The 25,275-nt window shown below is 58.5% G+C and carries 27 protein-coding genes; 9 read left to right on the top strand and 18 right to left on the bottom strand.

What is annotated here, in order from left to right:
- Positions 1–169: 169 nt before the first annotated feature.
- From AC4ANK_RS21040 to AC4ANK_RS21065, 6 genes are all read right to left on the bottom strand, one after another.
- Positions 170–1,354 carry a GAF domain-containing sensor histidine kinase gene (locus AC4ANK_RS21040; RefSeq protein WP_005734000.1) on the bottom strand — a complete coding sequence of 395 codons (1,185 nt, stop codon included), beginning with the start codon at positions 1,352–1,354 and terminating at the stop codon, positions 170–172.
- A 116-nt stretch (positions 1,355–1,470) separates the two neighbouring features.
- A complete protein-coding gene (locus tag AC4ANK_RS21045; RefSeq protein WP_460384574.1) occupies positions 1,471–2,646 on the bottom strand; it encodes a PAS domain-containing sensor histidine kinase in 1,176 nt (391 codons plus the stop codon).
- Entirely contained in the window at positions 2,636–3,457 is an 822-nt protein-coding gene (locus AC4ANK_RS21050; protein ID WP_002554392.1) for an alpha/beta fold hydrolase, read from the bottom strand. The genes AC4ANK_RS21045 and AC4ANK_RS21050 overlap by 11 nt, the downstream gene beginning before the upstream one ends.
- A 338-nt stretch (positions 3,458–3,795) precedes the next feature.
- The gene (locus AC4ANK_RS21055) at positions 3,796–4,233 is read right to left on the bottom strand and encodes a nucleoside deaminase (protein WP_002554393.1); all 438 of its coding nucleotides are present in this window, start codon (positions 4,231–4,233) and stop codon (positions 3,796–3,798) included.
- A gap of 28 nt (positions 4,234–4,261) precedes the next feature.
- On the bottom strand, positions 4,262–4,762 hold the full coding sequence (locus AC4ANK_RS21060; protein ID WP_002554394.1) for a hypothetical protein: 501 nt from the start codon (positions 4,760–4,762) through the stop codon (positions 4,262–4,264).
- A 134-nt stretch (positions 4,763–4,896) separates the two neighbouring features.
- On the bottom strand, positions 4,897–5,910 hold the full coding sequence (locus AC4ANK_RS21065) for an ABC transporter substrate-binding protein (RefSeq protein ID WP_002554395.1): 1,014 nt from the start codon (positions 5,908–5,910) through the stop codon (positions 4,897–4,899).
- 121 nt (positions 5,911–6,031) lie between these two features.
- Here AC4ANK_RS21065 and AC4ANK_RS21070 point away from each other — a divergent pair, with 121 nt between their 5' ends.
- Positions 6,032–6,442, top strand: a complete 411-nt coding sequence (locus tag AC4ANK_RS21070) for a GNAT family N-acetyltransferase (protein ID WP_002554396.1) — start codon at positions 6,032–6,034, stop codon at positions 6,440–6,442.
- A gap of 24 nt (positions 6,443–6,466) precedes the next feature.
- Here the strand turns inward: AC4ANK_RS21070 and def are convergent, their stop codons facing one another.
- The 3 genes from def to AC4ANK_RS21085 form a co-directional block, all read right to left on the bottom strand.
- The gene (def, locus tag AC4ANK_RS21075; RefSeq protein ID WP_002554397.1) at positions 6,467–7,006 is read right to left on the bottom strand and encodes a peptide deformylase; all 540 of its coding nucleotides are present in this window, start codon (positions 7,004–7,006) and stop codon (positions 6,467–6,469) included.
- 46 nt (positions 7,007–7,052) lie between these two features.
- Entirely contained in the window at positions 7,053–8,021 is a 969-nt protein-coding gene (locus AC4ANK_RS21080) for a YihY/virulence factor BrkB family protein (protein WP_002554398.1), read from the bottom strand.
- 226 nt (positions 8,022–8,247) lie between these two features.
- A complete protein-coding gene (locus AC4ANK_RS21085) occupies positions 8,248–8,439 on the bottom strand; it encodes a CsbD family protein (protein ID WP_002554399.1) in 192 nt (63 codons plus the stop codon).
- 245 nt (positions 8,440–8,684) lie between these two features.
- Between AC4ANK_RS21085 and AC4ANK_RS21090 the strand changes: the two genes are divergently transcribed.
- Positions 8,685–9,065, top strand: a complete 381-nt coding sequence (locus AC4ANK_RS21090; RefSeq protein WP_002554400.1) for a hypothetical protein — start codon at positions 8,685–8,687, stop codon at positions 9,063–9,065.
- A 78-nt stretch (positions 9,066–9,143) separates the two neighbouring features.
- Here AC4ANK_RS21090 and AC4ANK_RS21095 read toward each other — a convergent pair whose 3' ends face one another.
- On the bottom strand, positions 9,144–9,545 hold the full coding sequence (locus tag AC4ANK_RS21095; protein ID WP_002554401.1) for a DUF2177 family protein: 402 nt from the start codon (positions 9,543–9,545) through the stop codon (positions 9,144–9,146).
- 38 nt (positions 9,546–9,583) lie between these two features.
- A complete protein-coding gene (locus AC4ANK_RS21100) occupies positions 9,584–10,420 on the bottom strand; it encodes a CvfB family protein (RefSeq protein WP_002554402.1) in 837 nt (278 codons plus the stop codon).
- 306 nt (positions 10,421–10,726) lie between these two features.
- Between AC4ANK_RS21100 and AC4ANK_RS21105 the strand changes: the two genes are divergently transcribed.
- From AC4ANK_RS21105 to AC4ANK_RS21120, 4 genes are all read left to right on the top strand, one after another.
- Complete coding sequence (locus AC4ANK_RS21105) at positions 10,727–10,915, top strand: PFL_1563 family small protein (RefSeq protein WP_002554403.1); 189 nt, start codon at positions 10,727–10,729, stop codon at positions 10,913–10,915.
- A 167-nt stretch (positions 10,916–11,082) separates the two neighbouring features.
- The gene (locus tag AC4ANK_RS21110; protein ID WP_004657591.1) at positions 11,083–11,595 is read left to right on the top strand and encodes a hypothetical protein; all 513 of its coding nucleotides are present in this window, start codon (positions 11,083–11,085) and stop codon (positions 11,593–11,595) included.
- 144 nt (positions 11,596–11,739) lie between these two features.
- Entirely contained in the window at positions 11,740–12,468 is a 729-nt protein-coding gene (locus tag AC4ANK_RS21115; protein WP_460384567.1) for a TorF family putative porin, read from the top strand.
- 69 nt (positions 12,469–12,537) lie between these two features.
- Positions 12,538–13,401, top strand: coding sequence for a DUF6279 family lipoprotein (locus tag AC4ANK_RS21120; RefSeq protein ID WP_002554406.1), 864 nt, complete (start codon positions 12,538–12,540; stop codon positions 13,399–13,401).
- Between the two features lie 568 nt (positions 13,402–13,969).
- Here the strand turns inward: AC4ANK_RS21120 and AC4ANK_RS21125 are convergent.
- The 4 genes from AC4ANK_RS21125 to AC4ANK_RS21140 form a co-directional block, all read right to left on the bottom strand.
- Positions 13,970–14,272: a hypothetical protein gene (locus AC4ANK_RS21125; protein WP_002554407.1), complete on the bottom strand. Its 303-nt coding sequence runs from the start codon at positions 14,270–14,272 to the stop codon at positions 13,970–13,972.
- 196 nt (positions 14,273–14,468) lie between these two features.
- Positions 14,469–15,806 (bottom strand): DEAD/DEAH box helicase, encoded by a 1,338-nt coding sequence (locus AC4ANK_RS21130; RefSeq protein WP_002554408.1) that lies wholly within the window; start codon positions 15,804–15,806, stop codon positions 14,469–14,471.
- 168 nt (positions 15,807–15,974) lie between these two features.
- Positions 15,975–17,225: a HAMP domain-containing sensor histidine kinase gene (locus tag AC4ANK_RS21135; RefSeq protein ID WP_460384564.1), complete on the bottom strand. Its 1,251-nt coding sequence runs from the start codon at positions 17,223–17,225 to the stop codon at positions 15,975–15,977.
- Complete coding sequence (locus AC4ANK_RS21140; protein WP_002554410.1) at positions 17,222–17,911, bottom strand: response regulator transcription factor; 690 nt, start codon at positions 17,909–17,911, stop codon at positions 17,222–17,224. The genes AC4ANK_RS21135 and AC4ANK_RS21140 overlap by 4 nt, the downstream gene beginning before the upstream one ends.
- A 216-nt stretch (positions 17,912–18,127) precedes the next feature.
- Between AC4ANK_RS21140 and bamA the strand changes: the two genes are divergently transcribed.
- Together bamA and AC4ANK_RS21150 are read left to right on the top strand one after the other, a co-directional pair.
- The gene (bamA, locus tag AC4ANK_RS21145; RefSeq protein WP_002554411.1) at positions 18,128–20,500 is read left to right on the top strand and encodes an outer membrane protein assembly factor BamA; all 2,373 of its coding nucleotides are present in this window, start codon (positions 18,128–18,130) and stop codon (positions 20,498–20,500) included.
- A 120-nt stretch (positions 20,501–20,620) separates the two neighbouring features.
- Positions 20,621–21,034 carry a hypothetical protein gene (locus AC4ANK_RS21150; RefSeq protein WP_005734013.1) on the top strand — a complete coding sequence of 138 codons (414 nt, stop codon included), beginning with the start codon at positions 20,621–20,623 and terminating at the stop codon, positions 21,032–21,034.
- A 19-nt stretch (positions 21,035–21,053) separates the two neighbouring features.
- Here the strand turns inward: AC4ANK_RS21150 and AC4ANK_RS21155 are convergent, their stop codons facing one another.
- Positions 21,054–21,953, bottom strand: coding sequence for a LysR family transcriptional regulator (locus tag AC4ANK_RS21155; RefSeq protein ID WP_002554413.1), 900 nt, complete (start codon positions 21,951–21,953; stop codon positions 21,054–21,056).
- A gap of 88 nt (positions 21,954–22,041) precedes the next feature.
- Here AC4ANK_RS21155 and AC4ANK_RS21160 point away from each other — a divergent pair, with 88 nt between their 5' ends.
- Entirely contained in the window at positions 22,042–22,842 is an 801-nt protein-coding gene (locus AC4ANK_RS21160) for an NAD(P)H-dependent oxidoreductase (RefSeq protein WP_002554414.1), read from the top strand.
- Positions 22,843–22,925: 83 nt separating this feature from the next.
- On the opposite strand, the gene AC4ANK_RS21165 is transcribed toward AC4ANK_RS21160, so the two are convergent.
- Both AC4ANK_RS21165 and AC4ANK_RS21170 read right to left on the bottom strand, forming a co-directional pair.
- The gene (locus AC4ANK_RS21165; protein WP_002554415.1) at positions 22,926–23,954 is read right to left on the bottom strand and encodes an alpha/beta hydrolase; all 1,029 of its coding nucleotides are present in this window, start codon (positions 23,952–23,954) and stop codon (positions 22,926–22,928) included.
- Complete coding sequence (locus AC4ANK_RS21170) at positions 23,951–25,213, bottom strand: MFS transporter (protein WP_002554416.1); 1,263 nt, start codon at positions 25,211–25,213, stop codon at positions 23,951–23,953. The genes AC4ANK_RS21165 and AC4ANK_RS21170 overlap by 4 nt, the downstream gene beginning before the upstream one ends.
- Positions 25,214–25,275 lie beyond the last annotated feature (62 nt).

The raw sequence follows: 25,275 nt of genomic DNA on the forward strand, positions 1-25,275 counted from the left end.
CTCAGGTTCGGCCCGACAGTGTCGATGAGCAAGCATAGCGGTGTGAGAGTTTGTAACAAGGATGGTCAAAGCGCATACCTTCAGCCATGCGCGACGCCACGCAGGCTTGGCCCTGGCGCAGGGCAAGGAGCGCCACGCACAGGTCACACATCGTGGTTTGCGGGCGTATCTACGCCGACTTCAAAGGCATCCTGAACGTGAAGACAGTACCCTGCTCTTGTGTCGAGCACACTTCAAGCGTACCGCCATGCGCCAGGGCTATTTCGCTGGCGATATAGAGCCCCAGGCCTAGCCCGGCTTGCGGCTCGTCAGTGATTGGCCGTGAGTAAGGGAGGAACAACTGCGAACGAACGGACTCGGGTATCGGCTCGCCCTGATTGGTAACGCTGAGTAGAAACAGATCACCGCGCACTCCCGCTGTCACCTCGACCGGGCTTTGGGGATCACCGTGACTGATCGCGTTGGACACCAGATTGGACAGCAATTGTGCGATCCGCTCGTGGTCGCAGCGAATACGCTCCAGCATCTTTATATCCGACTTGATCAGCCGGGACGGGTGAACGCGGCGTATCTCTGACACAACATGCTCAAGCGTTTCATCCAGCCCGTGTGCATCATGCATGCTCAGCGGAATACCATGCCCCATCCGGCCGCGGGCAAAGTCGAGCACGTCGTCGACCAGTTGTGAGGCGCGTTTGCCAGACGTCAGGATGTGTTGCACGACTTGCAGGGCCTTTTCATCCAGTGGCCGACGCAGCAGCAATTCGGCACTGGCATTGATGGCAAACAAAGGGTTGCGCAGGTCGTGCCCCAGAACGGCGATGAACTGCTCGCGCAGCTCTGCCACCTCACGCTCGGCCAGAAGGTCTTCACGCACTTGCTGCAGGTTTTCCTCGGCCTCGATCTGCAGTGCCAGAAGACGCGCAAAAGACGCCATCATCGACTCGATGGGGGTACCCGTCAGCTTGGCGGGTTTGGGGTCCAGCGCACAGATAGTGCCGAAAAAGGTGCCATTGGAGAGGAAGATCGGTACCGATATGTAACTCTGGAAGTTGTATAACCGCGGCGTATGGTGCTCACAAAACAGCGGATCCTCAGCGACATGATCAATCACCACAGCCTTGTGGGAGCTGCGAATCTCGTGGCAGATTGTGCTGCTGAGTTCCAGCTCGCCGCCGGGTTTCAAACCAAAATCCAGCTTGTCCAGAACCGCGCAAGCCATCCAGGTACTTTCGGTGACACGCGCCACGGCGGCAAAGCCCAGGCCGGTTGATTCGGTGATGACTTGCAGGATGGCCGGAACCGCGCTGATCCGGCTTATCTTGGCTACATCATTTGAAATGGATTGCCGCATGGAGAACCTGTATCAGCCTTGAGGTAATGGCGCAGCGTTTAGTTTAGGTCTGTAACGATCATTGTGCACCCGTGAATACGCCACGTTGACCGAAAAAAACCTGGCCGTACGTTCACTCATGCAGGAGGGCGCGGGAAGGCCACTGTGAACGTTGTACCCTCCTCAACCGACGAGCGAACCGTCACCTCACCCAGATGGGCTCGAACAATCTCACGAACAATGAACAGGCCAAGCCCGACTGTGCGGGTTTCGTCACTGTCGCTGACCACCCGTACGACCGGTTCGTACAGGTCGTCCACCTTCTCCATCGGTATGGGTTCGCCGACGTTGTGCACCGACAGCTTGATCAGCCAGGTATCGAAGGACGACGTGATCAAAACCTCGCTGCCGTCCGTGCCATAGTTGATGGCGTTGCTCACCAGATTGCCGAGCATTTGCAGGAGACGATCCGGATCCGCCGAGCACGCACCCTGTCCTTCGCTGCGATGCGTCAGCACCCTGTGCGGGAAAACCTGGCGCAGCTCTTCGACGCCTCGAGCAACAACCGCGTGCAGATCGATAGCCTGAGGGACCACGGCAATACCGCTGCCGACGCGGGCATGAGTAAAATCCAGCAGATCCACAATCATGCGGTCGGCCCGGTCAGTGGAGTGGTGGATGTGCCCGAGGATTCGTTCTTGTCGCGACTCGAGTTGCGTGCGCTCCAGCAGCCCGGCCGCCATCTTGATTGCCGCCAGCGGGTTACGCAGGTCGTGGCTGACGATGCCAATCATCTGCTCGGCAAAAATGGCCCGTATTTCCGCCTCGGCGTGAGCCAGACGCAGGCGATTGCGTGCCGAGGTAAGTTCTGTCTGAACAGTCATCTGTTGCTGCAACAGCTCTTCGGCGATCTTGCGCGCAACAAGCAGTTCACGTTCGTACTTGTTGCGCTCCTCGGCCATGAACACCGCCACTTCATGTAAAACCCCGGTCGGATGCTCGCGGCGTACGGCATTGAGCATCATGGGAATGGCGCGGCCACCGGCATGGATCAATTCAACCTTGACCTCGGCAATCGACCCCTGGGTCTGTAACAGCGGCGCCCAGTGGGTTTGCAGGAAGACTTTGCCTGCCAGACTCAGCAGGTCTTGAAAGCGGCGACCCAGAACAGTTTCACGTTCAAGGCCCAGCCAACGGCAGAACGTCAGATTGGCACGCTCAATGGTGCCATTGGGCAAGGTAACCAACAGACCGCAGGCCGCATGTTCGTACAGGTCTTCTGTCACTGGCAGACTCACCTGTTCAACCGTCATGTGCAGCGCTCTCGTAAGACGCCAGAAACTGATTCATGGCGGTTATGCATTGCTGCGGCGCGCTCATGTGCGGGTAATGCCCAACATTGTCGATCATGTGCAAGGTGCTATCGGCAATGACACGGTGCAGGTACTCGCCAACCTGCACCGGCACCACCAGATCATCGCTGCTTTGCATGATCAGCGTCTTGCTTTTGAGTTTCGCGACATCGGCACGATGGTCGGAAAGAAAGGTTACGCGGGCAAACTGCCTGGCAATCTCGGCATTGGTACGACAGAAGCTGCTGGCAAGCTCTTCACCCAGTTCAGGCCGGTCAGAGGCGCCCATGAGTGTCGGCGCCATGGTGCTGGACCAGCCCAGGTAATTGCTTTCCAGCGTCTCAAGCAACGAATCGATATCAGCGCGAGTGAAGCCGCCGACGTAATCACCGTCGTTGAGGTAATGGGGCGATGGACCCACCATGATATGGCCGTCGAACCGGCCGGGCGACTGCAGTTCAGCAAGCACCGCAATCATGCAACTGACCGAATGACCGACATGCACAACCGGGCCGTTTCCGGCGAACTCGTCGACCAGTTCCAGCAAGTCGCTTGCATAGCCCTTGAGCGACGCATATTTGTGCGGGTACCAGGCCGACACGTCGGAATCTCCGCTGCCTACCAGGTCGAACAGAATAACCTTGAAGCGTTCGGCGAAGTGCGGAGCCATGAAGCGCCACATGTGCTGATCACAGCCGAATCCATGAGCAAAAATCAGAGTGGCCGGTCCGTCGCCCACGATATTGACGTTATTGCGCTGTTGGACCGACATATCGGGCTCCGAAAATAAACAGGCAACCGGCCTGTTGTGCATACCGTAATGATGATGAGAGGAGATTATCACCGTTAAAGGCACACTAGTGGCACAAACAGCACTTTAAGTCCGGAGCGGAAGAAGATTATTGATCGATGATCAGGGTCGGGGCATTGAGGCCTGAGCGTCGGTTATGCACGCTGCCTCGCCAGGCTGAGGATGTGTGACGCAGAATCTCACCAAAGGCATGCCAACGCAGAGCATTGGCACGGCAGGCAAGTATCGCGATGACTATTGTGGCAATTGCGCTGGTCCGAGCCCGTTCTCGGACTCATGACCTGGAGGTTTCACCCCCCTTACTCGCCGATATCTTCGTTCCACAACTCAGGCTTGCTGGCGATGAAGCCCTGCATCATGTGCTTGCACTCCTGGTTATCAAGCACCTCGATCTGCACGCCACGCGAGCGTAGGAGTTCTTCCTCGCCCATGAACGACTGGTTCTCGCCGACGATCACCTTGCGAATGCCGTAGAGCAGGATCGCCCCGCTGCACATCGCACAAGGAGACAGCGTGGTATAGAGCACCGCGTCACGGTACACGCGGGCCGGTTGGCGACCGGCGTTTTCGAGGGCATCCATTTCGCCGTGCCTGGTTGCACTGCCCTCTTGCACACGGCGGTTATGCCCCCGACCAATGATCTTGCCCTCGTGAACAATGACCGAACCGATGGGGATTCCACCTTCCTTCAGCCCTAGTTGTGCCTCATCGATTGCAGCCTGCATGAATGCGTCCATGGTTTTGCCTCATATCATCGAATGGATGTCAGCGTTGCAGTGCTGCCTGAGCGTTGCCCAGCGCACGACTTACGAATTGTCCCAGCAGCTCCGAGGACCGGGCTTTCATGTCGGCACTGACCTGGGTGTTTCTGGCTCTGAATCTGCTCACCATGGAAGGCGAGTCCTCGCCCTGATTGAGCGAACGCAATTCCTCGGCCGTAAATGAATGGGCATAGGCCGCTGCCAGATTGCGGTCCCATTGCGATTGATACTCAGGTTGCAGGCGCTGCAACTCTTTTTGCACCAGTTCCTGAGCTTCGGTCTTGCCAATTGCTTGCACGATACCGGCAAACGTCGCTGTGCGCGAGGCGACCTGATAACCCAGCCACGCCAGACCTTCGCCCAGATTTCGCTGTTCCACCAACGCCAGCGCCATGTCATCCGCTTCTTCAGCATTGACCGGGTGCAGCGCGTCCAGGCATAGGCAGGCCATGAGTGCCAGACAGGTCTGCCACGCACCTCGCGAGCCCTGGATGTAATCAGCCATGGCTCCTCCTGAGCATGAATTGACTGAGCCCTGAACTTAACAGCTCGGCAGAGCTTTACCACCCGACACGTCGTATACCGGCCATTGATGACGTTATCAGCTATGCCCCTTCCATGATCCTTGCAGCGCAACGGTCAAAGGCTGTGACTGACTTTGGCGGCAACATCGGCCGGCAACCAGGCTTTCCAGACCTCGGGGTGCTGCTTGAGGAACCTGGCGGCGGCCACGCCGGGGTCCTCATGTTTGTCACTCATTTCACCCAATGTCCGGTTGAGCAGATCAATCGGAAAATCGACGTTTTTGAAGACACTCACCAACTCAGGGTATTGCTTGCTGAATTCTGCCGACACACCAATAGACAGCGTCGCCGCCAGCGAAGAGGTGCCACGCGGGTTGGGATTACTGGCGTCGGTCAGGGTTTTCCAGGCTTCTGCATCGAAAGCGGGCTCTTCCAGCTTGATCAGCTTGTACTTGCCCAGCAGGGGTGTGGGTGACCAGTAATAGAACAGCACTGGTTTGCCACGGCGGATGGCCGATGCGACTTCGGCGTCCAGCGCCGCGCCCGAGCCGGTGCGAAAGTTGACGAAGCTGTCTGTCAAGCCATAAGCCTTGAGCTTCTGGGTGTTGACGATCTCCGAAGTCCAACCGCTCGGGCTGTTCAGAAAACGGCCCTTGTCGGGCGATTCAGGGTCTTTGAAAACGTCCTTGTAGCGCGCCAGGTCAGCGACAGACTTCAGATCGGGCGCTACAGGTTTGATACCTTTGGCGGCATCGCCCTTGATCACGTACTCAGGCACCCACCAGCCTTCGGTCGCGCCTTTGACGATGTTGCCCAGGCCGAGCACCTTGCCGTCAGCTTCAGCCTTGACCCACACAGGGCTGCGTCCGGTCCACTCTTCAGCGATCACCTGAATGTCGTTTTTCGCCAGCGCAGTTTCCAGGCTGACGGTGCTGCCGGGCAAGGTATCAGTACGGTAGCCATAGCCTTTCTCGACAAGGGTACGCAGCACCTCGGTGATCAGGCTGCCACTTTCCCAAGTGAGCGCACCGAACTGGATAGGCGCGTTTTTTTCAGCCGCCCCTGCTGTCTGCCCAAGCAGCCCCAGCGCCAGAAGTGAACAGCCCAACAGTCGTGTTATCGATTTCATGCTCACCTCAAATGGCGCGAAAAAAAACGGGTCTGAAACTATCGACAGCAGCCCTTGGCGATTAGTTGTCACGGCTTTAGCCTCTGTATGATGCGCAGCCCACGTACCGAGCCCGTCCGCGATGTCTGAAATCCGCTTTTACCCGTTACCCGATGCGTGCCGCCCGCTGTTGGGCAAGTTTTACCGCGAGCATCAGTCATCGATGCGTGCGGCCAGCAAGGGGCAGGCGTGGGTGGCGAAGCAGGCAGAAATCATCGGTGCCTTGTGCCTGACGCCCGTCGCTGAGGGACATTGGCTGACCGGGCTGTTCGTAGCGCCCCCCATGCGCGGGAAGACAGTGGCGCGAAGCTTGATCGATGCCGCGCTGCAACCGCTGGCCGGGCCGGTGTGGCTGTTCTGCCATCCTGATTTGCTGGGTTTTTACCAGCTTGCCGGGTTTGAAACAGCACAACGTCTGCCACACACCCTCGGCGAGAAATTCATGCGCTACAGCCGCAGCAAACCGCTGATTGCGCTCTGTCGGGAAGCCTGACGGTTTTGCAGAGCCGCCGGAAGATCACTCATCGGCATTGGGGTCCATGTCCGGGAACATTACGTCCATGAAGCCGAACTTGCTGAAATCGGTAATGCGCGACGGGTAGAGACGACCAATCAGGTGGTCGCATTCATGCTGCACGACCCGCGCATGAAATCCATGGGCAACACGCTCGATCCGCTGGCCGTCAGGGTCGAAACCTTCGTAGCGAATGCTCTGGTAACGGTTCACCATACCCCGTAACCCCGGCACCGACAGACACCCTTCCCAACCTTCTTCCAGGCTCGGGTTCAATGGGGTAATCAGCGGGTTGAGCAGGATGGTCTGAGGGACCGCCTCGGCCTGGGGATAGCGCTCACTGCGCTCGAAACCGAAAATGACCAGTTGCAGATCAATGCCGATCTGCGGTGCGGCAAGGCCCACACCGCCCACGCTGTGCATGGTCTCGAACATATCGGCAATCAGCGTGTTGAGTTCGCTGCTGCCGAACATGTCTGCGGGCACCGGAGGGGCGATGCGCAACAGGCGCTCATCGCCCATTTTCAGGATGCTACGGATCATGGCTGCGTGTTCCTTGCCTAAAAAGCAATCTTGCCACAGAACGCGATCAGGTTTCGTCAGCCTTCTGCAGTGGCACCGAGTGATCGCGGCCCAGGCCGGAAACGTGCTGTTTGCCTGTTTCGCTGCTTTCCTCGCCCAGCCCGTCACCGGCTTCCTTCTCGCCTGCGTCCTTGCCTTCGGCGGACATATGTTCGATCACCGCATTCATTTCAGCCCCCAACAACAGCACGGCAGCCGAAATGTAGAAGTACAGCAGCAGGACAATGATCGCGCCGATACTGCCGTACATGGCGTTGTAATCGGCAAAGGTCTTGACGTAAAAACCAAACGCCAGTGAAGCAACGATCCATACCACCACCGCCAGCACCGAGCCTGGGGTAATAAAGCGAAACTCCTGTTTGACGTCAGGCATCACGTAATAGATCAGCGCCACCGCAACCATCAGCAGAATGATGATCGCCGGCCAGCGCAGGATGGTCCACAGCGTCACGATGAAGTCTTCCATGCCGATCTGGGCTGCAATCCAGTTCATCACTTGCGGCCCCAGCACCATGAAAGCTGCGGCCGCGAGCAACATGCCGGCAATGCCTACGGTATACAGGATCGACAGCGGGAGGCGCTTCCAGATAGGCCGCCCTTCGACCACGTCGTAGGCAGCGTTCATGGCACTCATCATCAGGCGCACACCTGCTGAAGCAGTCCACAGCGCGATCACGATACCGATGGACAGCAGGCCACCCTTGGACTGTTGCAACTGGTCGATGACCGGGTTGACCTGCTCGAGCGCCTGGGGCGGCAAGAGGAATTCCGATTGCAGCCGCAACCAGGAAAAAAAGTCCGGCAGGTGCAGAAAGCCGATCAATGCGATCAGAAACAGCAGAAACGGAAACAGAGAGAACAGCATCTGATAAGCCAGTGCCGAGGCGTAGGTGGACATCTCGTCGTCGAGGAACTCGTTGACGGTTCTCACCAGCACCTTGCTGACTTTCAATTTACGCAAATGGGGGAAAATCATGGCGCTTCCTCTCGCTCCCTTACTGGAAAACCTCACATCCTGAAAACCGGTACTTCATGCATGCAGTGTCCCGTATGTGGCGCAGAGATGCGAATACCGATGGCACATTGACTGGACAGGTCGTGAAAGGTTTCAGTCCCGCAGAGCAGAAAGCATAACGGCCATCCGCGGATGGCCGTTATCGGTCTTGCCTGATCCCGGAATGAAAGCCCCGGGACCCATCGACTCAAGCCTTGTCCACGCCCTTCTTGATCGCGTCCTTGGCTTTGCCTTTGGCTTGCTGGCCTTCGCCTTTCAGCTCTTGCGCCTTGCCTTCAGCCCGCAGTTTGGTGTTGTCGGTAGCCTTGCCAACAGCCTGCTTGACGTTACCAACGGCTTCGTTGGCCATACCTTTGGCTTTATCGCTGGTGCTGCTCATCGTGAATCTCCTGGGTCTGAAGACCGCGCTGGAATCGGATGTCGTACTCGACAAAATGGTTGACCTGCGGCTGTCGCGAAGAGTTTCAACTATTTTCTGGCCGGCTGATGCCACTCGTCTGCCATTTGCAATGGCGCGTTTTTAGCGCCGCCGACGGCGAGTTTGCATCGAAGTTTGTGCGAGAATGCGCGCCACTGTTGTCCGGCAGGGCCGACACGCTGAACAAACCGATGCACAGGAACGTTATGAAACTCGATAAAAAGCTGGCCATTGCACGCAGAAACCAGGACTTGGGCGGCGCGGTGCTCGGCGTCAATAACACGCACTTCGCCGTGCTGGACCCAAAAAGAAACATCTGGTGGTTCGACCTGCCTGTGCCGCGCCTGCAAGTGGGTCAGTACGAATGGCTGCACTTGCTGCTGCACACACCTGAAACCGACCAGTTGCTGCACCTGAAAGTGACCACGGTGTTCATGCGCGATCACATGGAAGGCCTTGAAGTGCGCAATGCGGACAAACGCAAGCCGACCGTCAGCCTGGAGCTGAGCGCCGACAAGGATTCATTCCTCAAGGACATGCGCCCCAAGGGCAGCAACCTGGGTTTTGCCGCCTTCTTGCAAAAATAGCTCCACCAGCAGTCGTCACGTTCCCGCACGGCTCGGGATGAAAGTTGCCAATCGGCAACCTCATCCCGGCCTGCCGCTTCACGTAAACCGACGCACCGCCAGATACCCCGCCGTCCCGGCCAATGCCGACACCACCGTACCCCACGCAAGGTCTATCAGCGCCAGTTGCGCAGGCCAGCCCTGCAAGGTGGCCCAGTTGGTCAGGTCATAAGTACCGTAGGCAACCAGCCCCAGCAGCCCGCTGAACAAGGTCGCACGGCTCAGTCGCTGCTCTCTGACCGCGGGCATTACGCCGAAAACCACGACGCCTGCCCCGTAGAGCAGATAGAACGCTATTGCAGGCCCAGCCACGGGCGTGGCAAGCATCAGCGGTCCGAGCCATTCACGGTAGGTCGGCCCCATGAGGACGCCCAGCCACAACCCGTCGAGGATCAGAAACGCCAGTAACGTGCCGAGGTAAGCCGTGAGTATTCTTTTCATGGGACGTCCTTGATGAAATTCCGGGCCCGGGCGATATATCAGACCAGGTCGATACGGTCAGCGTGAATCACGATCTGCCCCTGTTTGTACAACGCACCGATAGCTTTCTTGAAGTTACCTTTGCTGACCCCAAACAGGCCGCTGATGACCTGCGGATCGCTTTTGTCGCTGACTGGCAATGTACCGTTGTTCTCACGCAGCTTTGAGAGAATTTTCGAATTCAGGCTGCTCGCTGCTTCTGCGCCCACCGGCTGCAGGCTCAGGCTGATATTGCCGTCGGCACGGATTTCCTTGATGTAGCCCTTTTCCTGCTTGCCGGCGCGCATGAACTTGAACACTTCGTTCTTGTGAATCAAGCCCCAATGCTTGTTGTTGATAATTGCCTTGAAACCCATATCGGTCGCTTCGGCGACCAGCAGGTCAACCTCCTGGCCGACGCTGTAACTGGCCGGGGTTTTGTCCAGGTAGCGATCCAGGCGCGCGGTGGCGGTGATGCGCCGCGTGTGCTTATCGAGGTAAACATGAACCACGCAGTATTCACCGGCCTGCAAGGTACGCTTCTCTTCGGAGTACGGCAGCAACAGGTCCTTGGGCAGGCCCCAGTCGAGGAACACGCCGATGCTGTTGACTTCAACCACCTTGAGGCTGGCAAACTCACCGACCTGCACTTTGGGTTTTTCAGTGGTGGCGATCAGCTTGTCTTCGCTGTCCAGATAGATGAACACATTGAGCCAGTCTTCATCTTCAGTAGGAATATCCTTGGGGATGTACCGATTGGGCAGAAGGATTTCACCATCCTGCGCACCGTCCAGATACAGACCGAAGTTCGTGTGCTTGACGATTTGCAAGCTGTTGTAGCGCCCGATTAAAGCCATTTCCAGATACCCTCATTGCGTGGGCGGCATTCTACCCGACTTTACCGCCGGGTTCGCGCCGCGTGGCAGAAGGTGCCGACATAGCCTCCACTCGTCAGCTTCCCCGATCGAAACGGATTGACGCGCTCGGGCAGCACAAAGGCTACCAGTCATAAACTTGTCTTTTAAAACAGAGTGTTAGATTTAAATCGCGCAGAGCCCAGGCAGCTCCGCCAAACGGCCGACCTCGGGCGACTGCCATATTTGCCAAGCAATAATCAAGCGTTTCCTGTACTCTGGCTGGCCGTATTACGTTTATGAAGGTAAATGGCAGCCATGCGTATCAAAGCATCCCACTCGAAAGCCAAACCCGCCCCAGCCGTTGAAACGAGCGATTCGATCAACGCGCAGATTGCAGCTTTCCTGAAGTCCGGCGGTGAAATCCAGCAAATTGCCAAAGGCGTGAGTGGCCAGACCTTCGCACCTTCCAAGCAGATCAATCTCGGTAAAAAGTAAAACCGCGCCCTGCCTGTCGATCTCTATGCGCCTTGACGCTCAAGGCGCTAGATTGACGATCCTTCGCTGGATATTCTTCCGGTCACGCTGCTACTCTCTCCTCTGATATCACTATGACCACGAGCTGGTTCACGCTCTGGACGTTATCTCCTTTGTGGAATGCTCGAATGAAGAACTGGATGCTTTTCGGCGCACTTGTCTACCTTGGCGGCTGCGCATCGCACCACTGCGAAAACGGTCCCAATGACAGCCAGCTCACCGACAGCCCATGCCGGGCGGGGCATCTGCTTTATCAGAACGACATGCTCCAGGCCAAGTTGCTGATCAGCGAAGACGACCGCGAAAACTACGAGCTGGCCGAAGCCATGCTGCGCCGTGCCGCACTCGACGACGCATCGGGCGAAGCCGAGTTCTACCAGGCCGTACTGTTGATCCGCCAGCAGGCCGATCAAAAACAGATTATCGAACTGCTGCAGACTGCGGCAAAGCACAAGCATCCACTGGCCATCGCCCTGCTCTCGCAACAGCTGAGCGTCAGCGACCCGAAGCTTGCTGAACGTTACCAGGCCGAGTACTCCCAACTGGACGTTGCCAAGAGCGGCTACCCGTCATTTCAACAGGCGCTGGTAGTGATTCGCGGCCTGGTCATCCCCTCGGCGCGCACCACTGCGGCTAACTGACACACAACGGATCGACGAACGGTGCGCCCTCGGCCAATTTCAACGGTATCCTTGCGAGGCTCTAGCTCGCGGCTTGTGTCGGCTCCTGAGCCATTTTCGATACGCCATCCCTGACCACACTCCTCGCAGATCAAGGAGTGAGCCATGCTCAGCCATCGCTTACATGTGCTGTCTTTCAGCGCCATGCTTGTCTGTCAGTCCGTCTCTGCCCAGGTTCTGGAGCGGGATTTGGGCGACTTCGACCTGAAACTGGCAACTACGCCCACGCGCAGCATGGCGCAAGGCCTTGTGACGCCCAGCGGCGGCTCGGGCTCTTTTCATGGCGGACTGGACCTGACCCACGAGAGCGGCTTCTACTTCGGCCAATGGGCACCAAACATGGGTTTTGCTTCCGATTCAGGGATGGAACTTGACTCCTACATGGGCTTCAAGAAACCCTTCGATAATACCTTGGGCTATGAACTGGGGATGATTCGTTACAGCTACCCCGATACCAGCCAGATCGACAGTCACGAGTTCTACGCCGGACTGCGCATGCGAAACAGCCGCATCGGCGCAGCATTCAGTAACGATGTTGGCACACGCGACAGCACGGTATTTGTCGACCTGGGGGCTATAGAGCAACTGGGGGTGGGCGTGCGCATGCAATACGCCAATCATCAGTTTGATACCCCGCAGTCTTCCGCCGACGGCGGGTTGATCAACGGTTTCAACGACTGGTCGCTGAACCTGTCACGCCCCTGGCTGGGCATTGACATGAACCTCATCTACAGCGGCTCAAGCCTGAGCGGCGGCGATTGCAGTGTCTACAGCGGCCACAACGCGCGCAGTGAAGGGACGTTTACGCTCAAAGCGGTGCGCTCGTTCTTTTAAAGGCTCAAACCGGTTGAACTGCCAGACGCTACACTCCTCTACTGCACGTCAGTACGCCAAGGAGTTGTCATGCAGTCTTTATTCAAAGCCCTCATCACCCTGTTGATGACCGTTGCGCTGCTTGCAGGATGCAATCAGGTTGGACTGGCGTATCGCAATCTCGACGTCATCATCCCGTGGACGCTCAGCGACTACCTGGACATGAATTCGGAACAGAAAAGCTGGCTGGATGTGCGCCTCAAGCAACACTTGAGCTGGCATTGCAGTACCCAGTTACCGGAGTATCTGACCTGGCTGGACAAGCTTGAGGATATGGTCAAAACCGACCAGGTGACGTACGAGGGGCTGGAGGCCCGCACTCGCGAAGCCAAAGAGGCGATAGCGAAAATATCGAAGGAAATTACCCCGTCTGCTGTGGAATTGCTCTCGCGCTTTGATGACAAGCAAGTGCAAGAGATGCAGGAGTCGTTTGCCAAGGATCAGCGTAAACGTGAAAACAAATACCTTGAGCAACCACTGGAACGCCAGGTTGCCGAGCGCGCCGACCGCATGCAAAAACGCCTGACGCCATGGATAGGCAAGCTGAATCAGGCGCAGAAAGACCGGATTCAGGCTTGGTCCGCCTCGCTTGGCGAGCAAAACAAGGCGTGGATTGAAAACCGTACTCGCTGGCAGAACCTGTTTCTGGCTACGGTGCAACAACGTCAGGCAAGCGATTTTCCGCAGCGCATCGCCGCACTGTTGCAAGACCGTGAGACCTTCTGGACGCCCGAGTACCGCAAGGCCTATGACCAGACCGAGAAGGCAGCGATATCGTTGATTGTCGACGTTACCGCCATGAGCACACCGGAACAGCGTGCAAAACTGCTGAGCCGCATTGCCGACATGCGCAAGGACTTCACTGACCTGGATTGCCTCAAGTCACAGCAGTGATCCGATAGCACTCCCACCATCGCGCCCTCCCGCTGTCGTGCCACCTGCGCCCAGACATGCGCGTGCGGTGCGGAGCAAAATCGTGACGCGGAGCGTCACCCAAGGCATTCCCACGCGGGAGCGTGAGGAACGATCGGCAGCTAACGCGCCCATGCTCTACGCCCAGACATGCGTGTGCGGTGCGGAGCAAAATCGTGACGCGGAGCGTCACCCAAGGCATTCCCACGCGGGAGCGTGAGGAACGATCGGCAGCTAACGCGCCCATGCTCTACGCCCAGACATGCGTGTGTGGTGCGGCGCAAAATAGTGACGCGGAGCGTCACCCAAGGCATTCTCACGCGGGAGCGTGAGGAACGATCGGCAGCTAACGCGCCCATGCTCTACGCCCAGACATGCGTGTGCAGTGCGGCGCAGAATTGTGACGCAGAGCTTCACCCTCGGCACTCCCAAGCGGGAGCGTGCGGAACGATAGCCATCTCACCACAACTATCGTGCGCCGCTCCGCGTCGCATGCCGCTCTGGACGCTCTGCGTCCGGTCTTGAACCGGCACGCAGAGCATCTCGGGTATCAGGCAATCTGTGGCTTTTTAGCGATGGTGTCGAAGAGTGCGGGGTCAAGCGGGTCGCCTGCCTGCTCATTCAGTACCTGACGAGGGTGATCATTTCCCGGAATGCTGCTGTCGATCAAAGAAAGCAGGCTTGCGCCGCGCTTTGTCAGCATGTAGCTCGAGCCATCACCGCCCTCCTCGCCAGGACGAGGTTCGATGTAACCGCGATTAAGCAGTGTCTCAAACTCAGTGGCTGTCGATTTGGTGCCGTCGTTCTGCACTTCGTGCAACAAACGCTCGATAAGGTCCCAGTTGTAAGTCATTTTTCTAAACCTCCGTCCAGCATGGATTGATCGCCCATGACATCCAGCCACAGGCATACGACTCAGAAAATGTGACCTGCGGGGTTTGTCGCGGTTCAGAGAAGCTGCTGGAAGGTATAACGGGGGGTTGTTCTGCACAGGTGACAGACAGAGGAGAAGCTGATCGCTCCCGCCTGCGCGGGAGCGATCATGGCAATCACTCGGCAGCCGGGGCCGGGGTGCTGCGTTTTTTCAGCGGCGCCATGCCGTCCTGGCTGACCAGATCGGACTTGGGACGGTTGACCGTCTTGCGCTTGGTCGGCCCCTTGGCCGCTGTCTTTTTCTTGTCGCCCTTGGCGTCAGTCTTTTTCTTCTTCACGCCTACAGCCTTGCCCGATGCCTTGACCTTCTTCGGCCCGCCGTAGGTGCCTTTGACTTCCTTGATGACACGACGCTCAAAGCTCTGCTTGAGGTAGCGCTCGACGCTCGACATCAGATTCCAGTCGCCATGACAGATCAGCGAGATCGCCAGACCGTCGCTACCCGCACGGCCGGTACGACCGACGCGGTGGACGTAATCGTCACCGCTGCGCGGCATGTCGAAGTTGATCACCATGTCCAGACCTTCAACATCAAGACCGCGAGCCGCCACATCGGTCGCGACCATGATCTTGGCACCGCCCTGCTTCAGACGGTCGATGGCCGCCTTGCGGTCCTTCTGGTCCTTGTCGCCGTGCAGCACGAACGCCTTGTATTCCAGTGCAACCAGACGGCCGTACAAACGGTCGGCCATCGCCTTGGTGTTGGTGAAAATAATGGCTTTCTGGTAGGTCTCGTTGGCCAGCAGCCAGTTCAGCACCTGCTCTTTATGCACGTTGTGATCGGCGGTGATGATCTGGTGGCGTGTGCCGGAAGCCAGCTCACTGACGCTGTTCACTTGCAGATGCTGCGGATCCTTGAGCACCTTGCCGATCATTTCACGCAGGCCGGCACCACCGGTGGTTGCGGAGAACAGCATGGTCTGCTCGCGACCGGCACATTCGCCTGCCAGACGCTCGACGTCTTCAGAGAAGCCCATGTCCAGCATGCGGTCGGCTTCGTCCAGTACCAGTACTTCAACGTGCTTGAGGTCCAGATTGCCTGCGTTCAACTGCTCCAGCAGACGACCCGGCGTGCCGATCAGAATGTCCGGCACCTTGCGCAGCATCGCGGCCTGAACCTTGAAGTCCTCGCCACCGGTGATCAGGCCGGCCTTGACGAAGGTGAACTGCGAGAAGCGCTCGACTTCCTTGAGCGTCTGCTGAGCCAGCTCACGGGTCGGCAGCAGGATCACCGCACGGATGTCGACACGAACCTTGGCCGGGCCGATCAGACGGTTGAGGATCGGCAGCACAAATGCGGCGGTCTTGCCGCTACCGGTTTGCGCAGTCACCCGCAGGTCGCGCCCTTGCAGTGCGAGCGGAATGGCGGCCGCCTGCACGGGCGTAGGCTCGACAAATTTAAGCTCGGCCACAGCTTTAAGCAGGCGTTCGTGCAGGGCGAATTCGGAAAACACGGGTGCTACCTCGACGAAAAACAAAAATACAGCTGCATAGCGTAACGGTTTCGAGCGCCGGGGCCGAGTTTCTTTACCACCAAAGGTCGATTTTGTTTATGAATTGCCCGGTGAAGCACCGCCGCAAGCAGCACAATCGAACCGCTGAAGGTGATCAACCAGCACGCCTCAGCACACCGGCAGCACAATATCCACAACCAAGCCACCGCCCGGCCGATTGCGCGCAGCAATCTGGCCACCGTGCATTTCAACGGCACGCAGCGCGATGGCCAGGCCCAGACCGAAGCCTTGCGCAGTATTGTCCGGGCCACGCTCGAAGGGCTGAAAAATACGTTGCAGGCAATCGTCGTCCACGCCCGGCCCCTGATCAATGACATTGACCGTCAAGCACGGCGGCTGCGCCTGAACATTGGCAACCACCACCACATCAGTGCCCACCGCCGTATGACGAACCGCGTTGCGAATCACGTTTTCGAATGCCCGGTAAAGCAATTCGCTGTCGACCTGTGCCACAAAAGGTTCGGGGGCCTGCAGCCTGACCCGACACTGTTTCAGGCCAGCCTCGAACGCGGCATCCTCGACGATGGCGGCCAGCAGGCTGATGACATGGACCGTCTCTCGCTCCAGGCTTTCGGCATCGCTCTGCATGCGCGCCAGGGTCAGCAGCTCCTCGATGAGTGCGTCCATCCGTTCCGACTCGCGCTCGATCCGCTCGAGCATGTCCAGTTGCGTCGGCGCCTGGCGCAAAAGGCCAATGGCGGCGCTCATGCGGGTCAGCGGTGAACGCAGCTCATGGGAAATGTCATGCAGCAGTTGCTGCTGAGAGTCGGCCATGACCTTGAGCTGATTGGCCATACGGTCGCAGTCCTCGGCCAGATCGACGATTTCATCGCGCCGGCGGCCCATGTCGGGTTTCACCCTGGTGTCGAAACGACCTCTGGCGACCTTGCCCATCGCCTCACGCAACTTAATCAGCGGTGCCACCAGATAGGCGCTGAGGAACCAGCTGAACAGCGCACTCATGAAGGTGCCGGTGATCAGTGGGTTAAGGTGGGAAGGCCGATCTTCGTGTTTGGGCCGTTGGGTGGCCCTGATGTTTACGACTGTGCCTTCCCTTGTGTGCACGGCCATTTCGAAACGCGGATTATCTACCGGCTTGCCCGCAAGCAACCGGCCCTTTTCATCGTACAGCCCGACCCGGTCCTGCCCGTCAGGCTGCCAGGCATCGAGCAACGCCTGCCCTGCGGGAATGCCCGACTGTTGAAGCATGCGTACTTCGTTGTCGAACACGGTGCTGAACGAGGGGTCGCCCGGTCCTGACCGGGACAGCATGAACAAGCCCGCACCGACCATGAAGGTCAGGCTGGTCGCCAGCCAGAACGCCAGAAACAGCTTCCAGAATAACCTGCTCGGCCTCATGGCGTAATCAACAGGTAGCCCAGATTGCGTACGCTCTGTATCCAGCTCTGGTTATCGTTGCGCGGCCCGAGTTTGTGGCGAATGCTGCTGATGTGCACATCGATGCTGCGGTCATAGCGGGCCAGCGGCCGCCCCAGTGCGTTCATCGACAGATTCTGCTTGCTGACCAGTTGCCCGGCATGACGCGCCAGCTCCTCCAGCAGGCAGAATTCGTTGCCGGTCAGCTCCAGCGTGACGCCCTGCCAGCGTGCTTCACGTTTGCCCGGCCAGAGCGTCAAGTCACCGGCCTGAATCACCTCCCTGACCGTCTCGACCACCGGCACCGCCCTCACCCGGCGCATGATCGCCCGCAGACGCGCTACCAGTTCGCCCGGTGAACTGGGCTTGGGCACGTAATCGTCAGCGCCCAGCTCCAGCCCGGAAATACGGTCGATATTGTCGCCACGGGCCGTCAGCAGAATCACCGGCACCTGGCTTTGCGCGCGGATGCGCCGAAGCACTTCGATTCCGGACATGCGTGGCATCATTATGTCGAGCACAACAATGTCGTGACGACCGGACAGCGCCTCGATTTCCCCTTCTTCCGCACTGTTGGTGCAGGTCACAGTGAAGCTTTCACGGGTCAGGTACTGGCTGAGCATTTCGGTCAGTTCCCGATCATCGTCGACAAGCAATACGCGAGTCATGGCAGGCCCTTGATTGGTGGTTGCCGATTATCCCGGCACCGCTGCAGCGTGTCAGCCAGGCCTGATGATCTTTACCTAACCTTACACCCCGTTAACCGTCCCCAACATGCCCTCCCCCTATGCTGCGCAGCCAACAGCGCCTGCCGGACCGGCCCTTTCTGGCGTGTCATCGGCAGCGCTCAAATGCCTTTGTCGCCGCTTTCTGGAAAGGGTTTGATGATTTCTTCGCGTCTGTTTCTATCGTTCTGCCTGTTATTCAGCGTCCCGCTGGCACACGCCGACACTTTTTCCATCTCGGACATCCGCGTCAACGGCCTGCAACGCGTGTCTGCCGGCAGCGTATTCGCTGCGCTGCCGCTCAATGTCGGCGATCAGGCCGATGAACAGCGTCTGGCCGACGCGTCGCGCTCACTGTTCAAGACCGGTTTCTTTCAAGACATCAACGTTGCCCGCGACGGCAACGTGCTGGTGATCAATGTCGTCGAACGCCCGTCCATCGCGAGCATCGAGATTATCGGCAACAAGGCAATCAGCACGGAAGACCTGATGAAGGGGCTGAAGCAGTCGGGGCTCAGTGAAGGTGAAATCTTCCAGCGCGCCACTCTGGAAGGTGTGCGCAATGAACTGCAACGTCAGTACGTTGCTCAAGGCCGCTACAGTGCCTCGGTCGATACCGAAGCGTTACCTGCACCGCGTAACCGCATCGCGCTGAAAATCACCATCGATGAAGGCACCGTGGCGTCCATCCAGCACATCAATGTGGTCGGCAACACGGTGTTTTCAGATGAGGAGCTGGCCGACCAGTTTCAGCTCAAGACCAGTAACTGGCTGTCGTTTTTCAAGAACGATGACAAGTACGCCCGCGAAAAACTCTCCGGTGACCTGGAACGCTTGCGTTCGTGGTACCTGGACCGCGGCTACATCAACATGGATATCAACTCGACGCAGGTATCGCTGACGCCTGACAAGAAAGGCGTGTTCATTACCGTCAATATCACCGAAGGCGAACGGTACACCGTGGGCAGCGTCAAGCTGGGCGGTGACCTGAAAGTGCCGCAGGCTCAGCTTGAACAACTGATTCTGGTCAAACCGGGCCAGGTGTTTTCACGCAAGGTCATGACCGATACCACCAATCTGATCACCCGCCGCCTGGGCAACGATGGCTATACCTTCGCCAACGTCAACGGTGTGCCGAAAGCCAACGATGCCGACCATACCGTAGACATCAGCTTTATGGTCGACCCCGGCAAGCGGGCCTACGCAAACCGCATCAACTTTCGCGGCAACACCAAGACTGCCGATGAAGTGCTGCGCCGCGAGATGCGCCAGATGGAAGGAGGCTGGGCGTCGACCTACCTGATCGACCAGTCGAAGGTGCGTCTGGAGCGTCTGGGTTTCTTCAAGGAAGTAAACGTCGAAACGCCTGCTGTCCCCGGTACCGACGACCAAGTGGACATCAACTACGCCGTGGAAGAACAGGCCTCGGGCAATATCACCGCCAGCGTAGGCTTTGCCCAAAGCGCCGGGCTGATACTCGGGGGCTCGATCTCGCAGAACAACATCCTCGGCACCGGTAACTTCGCCAGCCTCGGCATGACGCGCTCCGAGTACCAGACCAAGTACAACTTTGCATTCACCAACCCATACTTCACGCCTGACGGGGTGAGCCTGGGCTACAACGTTTTCTACAACGCCACTGATTACAGCAAGTATTACGACGATGATGACGAGGTGTCCTACTACTCGCTCAACAGCGTCGGTGCGGGGGTCAACCTCGGCTATCCGATCAGCGAAACCTCGCGCCTGACCTACGGTTTGTCGATCCAGCACGACACCCTCGACCCCGGCAGCTACAGCGCCGACGAGATCTATGACTTCATCGAGCGTGAGGGCTCGTCATTCACCAACCTCAAGGCTAGCATCGGCTGGTCGGAATCGACCCTCAACAAAGGCGTGCTGGCCACTCGCGGTCATTCACAAAGCCTGACCCTGACCAGCACCGTGCCGGGCAGTGACCTGCAGTTCTACAAACTCGACTACAACGGCCAGACCTTCCTGCCGCTCAGCGACACCACCTCGCTGCGCCTGCACACCAAACTGGGCTACGGCAACGGTTACGGCGAAACCGACGGCCTGCCGTTCTACGAAAACTATACGGCGGGCGGCCAGGCCACTGTGCGCGGCTTCAAGGACGGTACGCTGGGACCACGCAATACCCCGGCCACCGGCACCTACGCCAGTCAGGGGCAAATCTACTACTCGGACCGCGACACAGAAGCGCTGGGCGGCAACATCCTGATCACCGGTGGCATGGAATACCTGTTCCCGATGCCTTTCGTCAAAGACCAGAAATCCCTGCGCACCTCGCTGTTCTGGGACTTCGGCACGGTCTACGCCGACAAGTGCTACCTGAGCACCACGCAGAACTGCGGCAACATCAATATCGACCAGATGGCCAGTTCGGTCGGCGTCGGCGTGACCTGGTACTCGCCGCTCGGCCCGTTGAGCTTCGATCTCGCCGTGCCGATCAAAAAGCCCGAAGACGCCGAGACCCAGGTGTTCCAGTTCTCGCTGGGCCAGACCTTTTGAAACACTGACCTTTAAGCATGAATCAGGAGGTCTTTACCCAGCATTACCTGGCCCGGACCGCACTTAACATCCAGCCATTGAATACTGCCTGGTACTACGAATCAGTTCAGGAGCTGTTACATGAGCCGCGAAGTCAGGCAGATCACCCCCGATGTGCAGGAAATCATCCAGCACGCCCTGCGCTCACTGCTGGGCAAAGGCTTCGTCATCGCGCTGTTCGGCAGCGAGGATGCAACCGGGGCCATGCACTACCACCTGCGTATCGACCACGACGCCACGGGGCTTGGCATCGAGCATCACGACAACGTCGAAGACGGTTTCATCGACGATATCTTCATGCTCGCCACCCGCATGAAAGCCATGCTCAAACAACGTGAAACCCTGTCTCGCATGCACGGCGGCAGCCAGGCGACGGGGCAGGTCCGGCTGCTGACCTGGATCACCGAGGACAACAGCCAGACAGTGCTGCAAACCGCCGAGGCTGCGGGGCGCGAGTGTTTGAGTGCGTTACGCGAACGCAGGCTGCGGGCTTGAATCATGAGCGCCGCACGGCTCAATCAATGGCCAAAGCCATCAGTTCTCGCAGCCACATATGAGCCGGATCACGGTGCAAACGCTCAGGCCACAGCATGAGCATTTCAAACCCGGAAATCGAAAGCGGCGGTTCCTGAACCACAAGCGTCGGCTGGGCGCGCACCAGCCGTTCGGGTACTACAGCAACCAGGTCGCTGCAGACCAGTGCAGATACCAGCGAGCCGAAATGCGGCGCCGACAACACGACCCGTCTGCTTAACCCCTGCGCCGCCAGGGCCTGATCGGTGCTTCCAGCGAACCCGCCGCCGTTGAGAGACATGACCGCATGCTCCAGCTCACAGAAACGTGTCAGCGATACGGGCTGCACAAAATCCGGATGATCATGCCGGGCAGCAAGCACATAACGTTCATGGATCAACGACCGCTGACGCAGCTTGGGCGGCGCCTCATCGCGGGTGTGCAACGCCAGATCCAGTCGACCGCTTTCGAGATCCGCGGCAAGGCTGACCGGGTGCTTGTTCAACAGGGCCAGGCGCGTGCCCGGTGCACTGCTGCGCAACCTGCCGAGCGACGGCCATATCAACGCGATGGTCGCGTAGTCGCTGGCGGCCACGCGCCAGGTGTGATCGGCCTTTGCCGGATCGAAATCCCGGCCGGGCAGCAAAGCGGACTCCAGCGCTGCAAGCGCCTGCCTGAGCGGTTCGCGCAGTTGTTCAGCCCGCGCAGTCGGGGTCATGCCCCGCGGTCCCGGCAACAGCAATGGATCATCCAGTACCTGCCTCAGCCTGCCCAATTGCAGGCTGACCGTCGGCTGAGTCAGGTTCAGCCGATGCGCCGCGCGGGTCACGTTCTGCTCCGAGAGCAATGCATCCAGCGTGATCAGCAAATTGAGGTCGATACGCCGCAAGGTATTGTTCATGCAAATACCCAGTGTTTGGGAGATTGATTTCCAGCATACCCGATCGAGTCTGTAGCGTTGCCTCATGACAGACAAACCGGAGCCCCTCATGAACGTACTTATTGTCTACGCCCACCCCGAACCGCGCTCGCTGAATGGGTCGTTGAAAGACTTCGCAGTCGATCATCTGCAGAGCAAAGGCCATCAGGTGCAGGTGTCCGACCTTTACCAGATGGGCTGGAAGGCGACAATCGACGCCAACGATGCACCTGGCCTTGAGAGCAGCAGCCGCTTTGACCCTGCCCTTGAGTCGCAACGCGTATTTGCCGCCGGTATTCAACCGCCGGACATCGAGGCCGAACAGGCCAGATTGCTCTGGGCAGACGCCGTCATATTTCAGTTTCCGCTTTGGTGGTTTTCGATGCCGGCGATCATGAAAGGCTGGATAGAGCGGGTGTACGCCTGTGGCTTCGCCTACGGCGTGGGCGAGCACAGCGACCATCACTGGGGTGATCGATACGGTGAGGGAACGCTGGCAGGCAAGCGCGCCATGCTGACGGTGACCATGGGCGGCTGGGAGTCCCACTACAGCGAGCGTGGCGTAAACGGAGCGCTGAACGACGTGCTCTTTCCTATCCAGCACGGCATCCTGTTCTATCCAGGCTTCGAGGTGCTCGCGCCCTTCCCCGTGTACCGGGCAGGCAAAGTGGACAGCGCAACATTTGCCCGCATTTGCGCCGATTACGGCAACCGCCTGGATACCCTGTTCACCCTTGAGCCCTTGCCGTTTCGCAGGCAGAACGACGGTGACTACGAGATCCCGGCGCTGACATTGCGTCCTCATCTTGCAGCGGGTCGGCAGGGGCTGGACATTCACCTTCGCGATGAGGATGAGCCTGCGGATCTTTAGGCAGATTTGAAACCACCAGTGACCGATAACAAAAAAGCCCTGCTTGTGCAGGGCCTTTTCATGCGTAGCGCTTTCAGCGCGGATTACTTCAGGTTGTTCTTGAAAAACTCGCCCAGCTTGTCGAACGGGATGAGATCGACCCGATCGTAAAGATCCACATGCCCGGCCTCTGGCACGATGATCAATTGCTTGGGCTGGCCGGCCAGTTTGTACGCTTCCTCGCTGAACTCCAGAGAGTGCGCCTTTGAACCGGCGATGAACAGCATCGGGCGTGGCGATATCGTCTCGATGTCGTTGAACGGATAGAAGTTCATGAACTTGACGTTGCTGGTCAGCGTCGGGTGAGTGGTCAGTTCGGGGGACTGGCCTTCAGGCGTGAACTCGCCCCGTGGCGTGCGATAGAAATCATAGAACTCGCGTTCGATCGGGCCGGATTTGTCAGTCAGTTTGTGTACAGTGCCGCTGGTGTAGGCCGTATCGCCACCGCTGTATTCCACGTCGCGTTGCAGTGCCGCCTGCTCGATGATCTTCTTGCGCTGCGCCAGCGTCTGCGAGTGTTTCAGGCCGTTGCGGTTGGCGGCGCCCATGTCATACATGCTCACCGTGGCGATGGCTTTCATGCGCGGGTCGATCTTCGCGGCACTGATGACAAAGCTGCCGCTGCCGCAAATTCCCAGAACGCCGATTCGTTTTTTGTCCACGAAGGTCTGCGTGCTCAGGAAATCCACTGCGGCGCTGAAGTCTTCGGCGTACATATCCGGTGAAACGGCGTTACGCGGCAGGCCTTCGCTCTCGCCCCAGAACGACAGGTCCAGCGACAAGGTGACAAACCCCTGCTCGGCCAGTTTCTGCGCGTAGAGATTGGCGCTTTGCTCCTTCACCGCCCCCATCGGATGGCCGACGATGATTGCCGGAGCTTTAACGTTCGGGTTCGAGCCTTTGGGTATAAACAGGTTGCCCGCAACTTTCATCTTGTACTGGTTGTTGAACAGCACTTTTTGCGCAACGACCTTGTCGCTTGTGTAGAAATTATCGGCACCGTGAGACATGTCTGCTCCTGTCGCAGCATATGAGCTGATTAAAAACCCAAGCATCAAAAGAATCTTTTTCATGGCGTGTTACCTCGTTGAGAAATTGACCCGCGTTTATCTGCCCGGCCCTGACCGGTGTTGCTTTCCTGCAGAGACGCGTTGTCTCGCGCCGTCCAGGCCAGCGCGGCCGAACACGCCAGTAACACGCCACCGAATGCGAACGGGCTCCACCAACCGAGGCTGTCGAACAGCGCGCCACCGATGCCGGCACCGGCGGTGATCGCCAATTGAATGGTCGCCACCATCAGGCCGCCGCCTGCCTCGGCATCGTCGGGCAGCGTGCGGCTCAACCAGAGGCCCCAGGCGACCGGCGCAGGTGTGGCAATCAACCCCCAGACGGCAAGCACAATGGCGACGGACTGAGGTGAATGGCCCAGGCCGGTCAGCGCCACAGCCAGCACCGCCATCAGCAACGGAATGGCGATCAGGCAGGCATACAGGCCTGTGTGCAGCAGCCTGCCGATCAGGTAGGTGCCGACCAGCCCGCTGGCTCCCAACACCAAAAGCATCAGGGACAACGCGTTGACGCTGACCCCGGTGATCTCTTCCAGAAACGGGCGCAGGTAGGTGAAGACGGCGAACTGGCCCATGAACAGCAACAGGATCGCGCTCATGCCGACGGCCACTTGCGGGTTACGCAGCAGGCGGAACGGATTGCGTGCCCGGTTGTTCGGCTGACTGCGCATGGCCGGCAGGCTCAGCCACTGCCAGGCAAACGCCAGCGCCGCGAGCGGGATAACCAGGAAAAACGCCCCGCGCCAACCGATGTACTGGCCCATGAAGCTGCCCAATGGCGCGGCGACCGTCGCCGCCAGCGCATTGCCGCCGTTGATCAGTGCCAGGCCCTTGGCGACCGATTGCTTCGGCACCAGCTTCATCACGGTAGCGGTCGACATCGACCAGAAACCGCCAATGGCAATCCCGAGCAATGCACGTCCCGTCATGAATAACCAGCCGTTGGAGGCCAGCGTGACGATCACCCCGGACACCAGCAACAGCAGGCTGAAGCCCAGCAGGACCGGTTTGCGGTCAAGATGCCTGGTCAGCGGTGTGTTCAGCAGGCTGGTCAATACTGCAAAGAAACCCGAGATCGATATTGCCTGCCCTGCCTGGCCCTGGTTGATGCCGAGATCCTGCGCGATCGGCGTCAGCAGGCTGACTGGCATGAACTCCGAAGCAATCAGCACCACCACACACAGCGCCATCGAAAACACGGCGCCCCAGGCTGGCGGATGAGTGGTTATTTCGGACTGCTTCAGGGTTGAATCAAATGCTTGCATGCGTCCTGACCTGGCGACGTTAAAAATGAGTCGGCACAGGTTAGGGCAAAGGTATTAGGATT

The sequence above is a fragment of the Pseudomonas sp. Pmew2 genome, assembly GCF_058129885.1.

What these genes read in the sequence shown, in the direction of transcription:
- AC4ANK_RS21040 (WP_005734000.1), bottom strand. Translation starts at nt 1,354, where the DNA reads ATGCGGCAATCCATTTCAAATGATGTAGCCAAGATAAGCCGGATCAGC.
- AC4ANK_RS21045 (WP_460384574.1), bottom strand. Translation starts at nt 2,646, where the DNA reads ATGACGGTTGAACAGGTGAGTCTGCCAGTGACAGAAGACCTGTACGAA.
- AC4ANK_RS21050 (WP_002554392.1), bottom strand. Translation starts at nt 3,457, where the DNA reads ATGTCGGTCCAACAGCGCAATAACGTCAATATCGTGGGCGACGGACCG.
- AC4ANK_RS21055 (WP_002554393.1), bottom strand. Translation starts at nt 4,233, where the DNA reads ATGGACGCATTCATGCAGGCTGCAATCGATGAGGCACAACTAGGGCTG.
- AC4ANK_RS21060 (WP_002554394.1), bottom strand. Translation starts at nt 4,762, where the DNA reads ATGGCTGATTACATCCAGGGCTCGCGAGGTGCGTGGCAGACCTGTCTG.
- AC4ANK_RS21065 (WP_002554395.1), bottom strand. Translation starts at nt 5,910, where the DNA reads ATGAAATCGATAACACGACTGTTGGGCTGTTCACTTCTGGCGCTGGGG.
- AC4ANK_RS21070 (WP_002554396.1), top strand. Translation starts at nt 6,032, where the DNA reads ATGTCTGAAATCCGCTTTTACCCGTTACCCGATGCGTGCCGCCCGCTG.
- def (WP_002554397.1), bottom strand. Translation starts at nt 7,006, where the DNA reads ATGATCCGTAGCATCCTGAAAATGGGCGATGAGCGCCTGTTGCGCATC.
- AC4ANK_RS21080 (WP_002554398.1), bottom strand. Translation starts at nt 8,021, where the DNA reads ATGATTTTCCCCCATTTGCGTAAATTGAAAGTCAGCAAGGTGCTGGTG.
- AC4ANK_RS21085 (WP_002554399.1), bottom strand. Translation starts at nt 8,439, where the DNA reads ATGAGCAGCACCAGCGATAAAGCCAAAGGTATGGCCAACGAAGCCGTT.
- AC4ANK_RS21090 (WP_002554400.1), top strand. Translation starts at nt 8,685, where the DNA reads ATGAAACTCGATAAAAAGCTGGCCATTGCACGCAGAAACCAGGACTTG.
- AC4ANK_RS21095 (WP_002554401.1), bottom strand. Translation starts at nt 9,545, where the DNA reads ATGAAAAGAATACTCACGGCTTACCTCGGCACGTTACTGGCGTTTCTG.
- AC4ANK_RS21100 (WP_002554402.1), bottom strand. Translation starts at nt 10,420, where the DNA reads ATGGCTTTAATCGGGCGCTACAACAGCTTGCAAATCGTCAAGCACACG.
- AC4ANK_RS21105 (WP_002554403.1), top strand. Translation starts at nt 10,727, where the DNA reads ATGGCAGCCATGCGTATCAAAGCATCCCACTCGAAAGCCAAACCCGCC.
- AC4ANK_RS21110 (WP_004657591.1), top strand. Translation starts at nt 11,083, where the DNA reads ATGAAGAACTGGATGCTTTTCGGCGCACTTGTCTACCTTGGCGGCTGC.
- AC4ANK_RS21115 (WP_460384567.1), top strand. Translation starts at nt 11,740, where the DNA reads ATGCTCAGCCATCGCTTACATGTGCTGTCTTTCAGCGCCATGCTTGTC.
- AC4ANK_RS21120 (WP_002554406.1), top strand. Translation starts at nt 12,538, where the DNA reads ATGCAGTCTTTATTCAAAGCCCTCATCACCCTGTTGATGACCGTTGCG.
- AC4ANK_RS21125 (WP_002554407.1), bottom strand. Translation starts at nt 14,272, where the DNA reads ATGACTTACAACTGGGACCTTATCGAGCGTTTGTTGCACGAAGTGCAG.
- AC4ANK_RS21135 (WP_460384564.1), bottom strand. Translation starts at nt 17,225, where the DNA reads ATGAGGCCGAGCAGGTTATTCTGGAAGCTGTTTCTGGCGTTCTGGCTG.
- AC4ANK_RS21140 (WP_002554410.1), bottom strand. Translation starts at nt 17,911, where the DNA reads ATGACTCGCGTATTGCTTGTCGACGATGATCGGGAACTGACCGAAATG.
- bamA (WP_002554411.1), top strand. Translation starts at nt 18,128, where the DNA reads ATGATTTCTTCGCGTCTGTTTCTATCGTTCTGCCTGTTATTCAGCGTC.
- AC4ANK_RS21150 (WP_005734013.1), top strand. Translation starts at nt 20,621, where the DNA reads ATGAGCCGCGAAGTCAGGCAGATCACCCCCGATGTGCAGGAAATCATC.
- AC4ANK_RS21155 (WP_002554413.1), bottom strand. Translation starts at nt 21,953, where the DNA reads ATGAACAATACCTTGCGGCGTATCGACCTCAATTTGCTGATCACGCTG.
- AC4ANK_RS21160 (WP_002554414.1), top strand. Translation starts at nt 22,042, where the DNA reads ATGAACGTACTTATTGTCTACGCCCACCCCGAACCGCGCTCGCTGAAT.
- AC4ANK_RS21165 (WP_002554415.1), bottom strand. Translation starts at nt 23,954, where the DNA reads ATGAAAAAGATTCTTTTGATGCTTGGGTTTTTAATCAGCTCATATGCT.
- AC4ANK_RS21170 (WP_002554416.1), bottom strand. Translation starts at nt 25,213, where the DNA reads ATGCAAGCATTTGATTCAACCCTGAAGCAGTCCGAAATAACCACTCAT.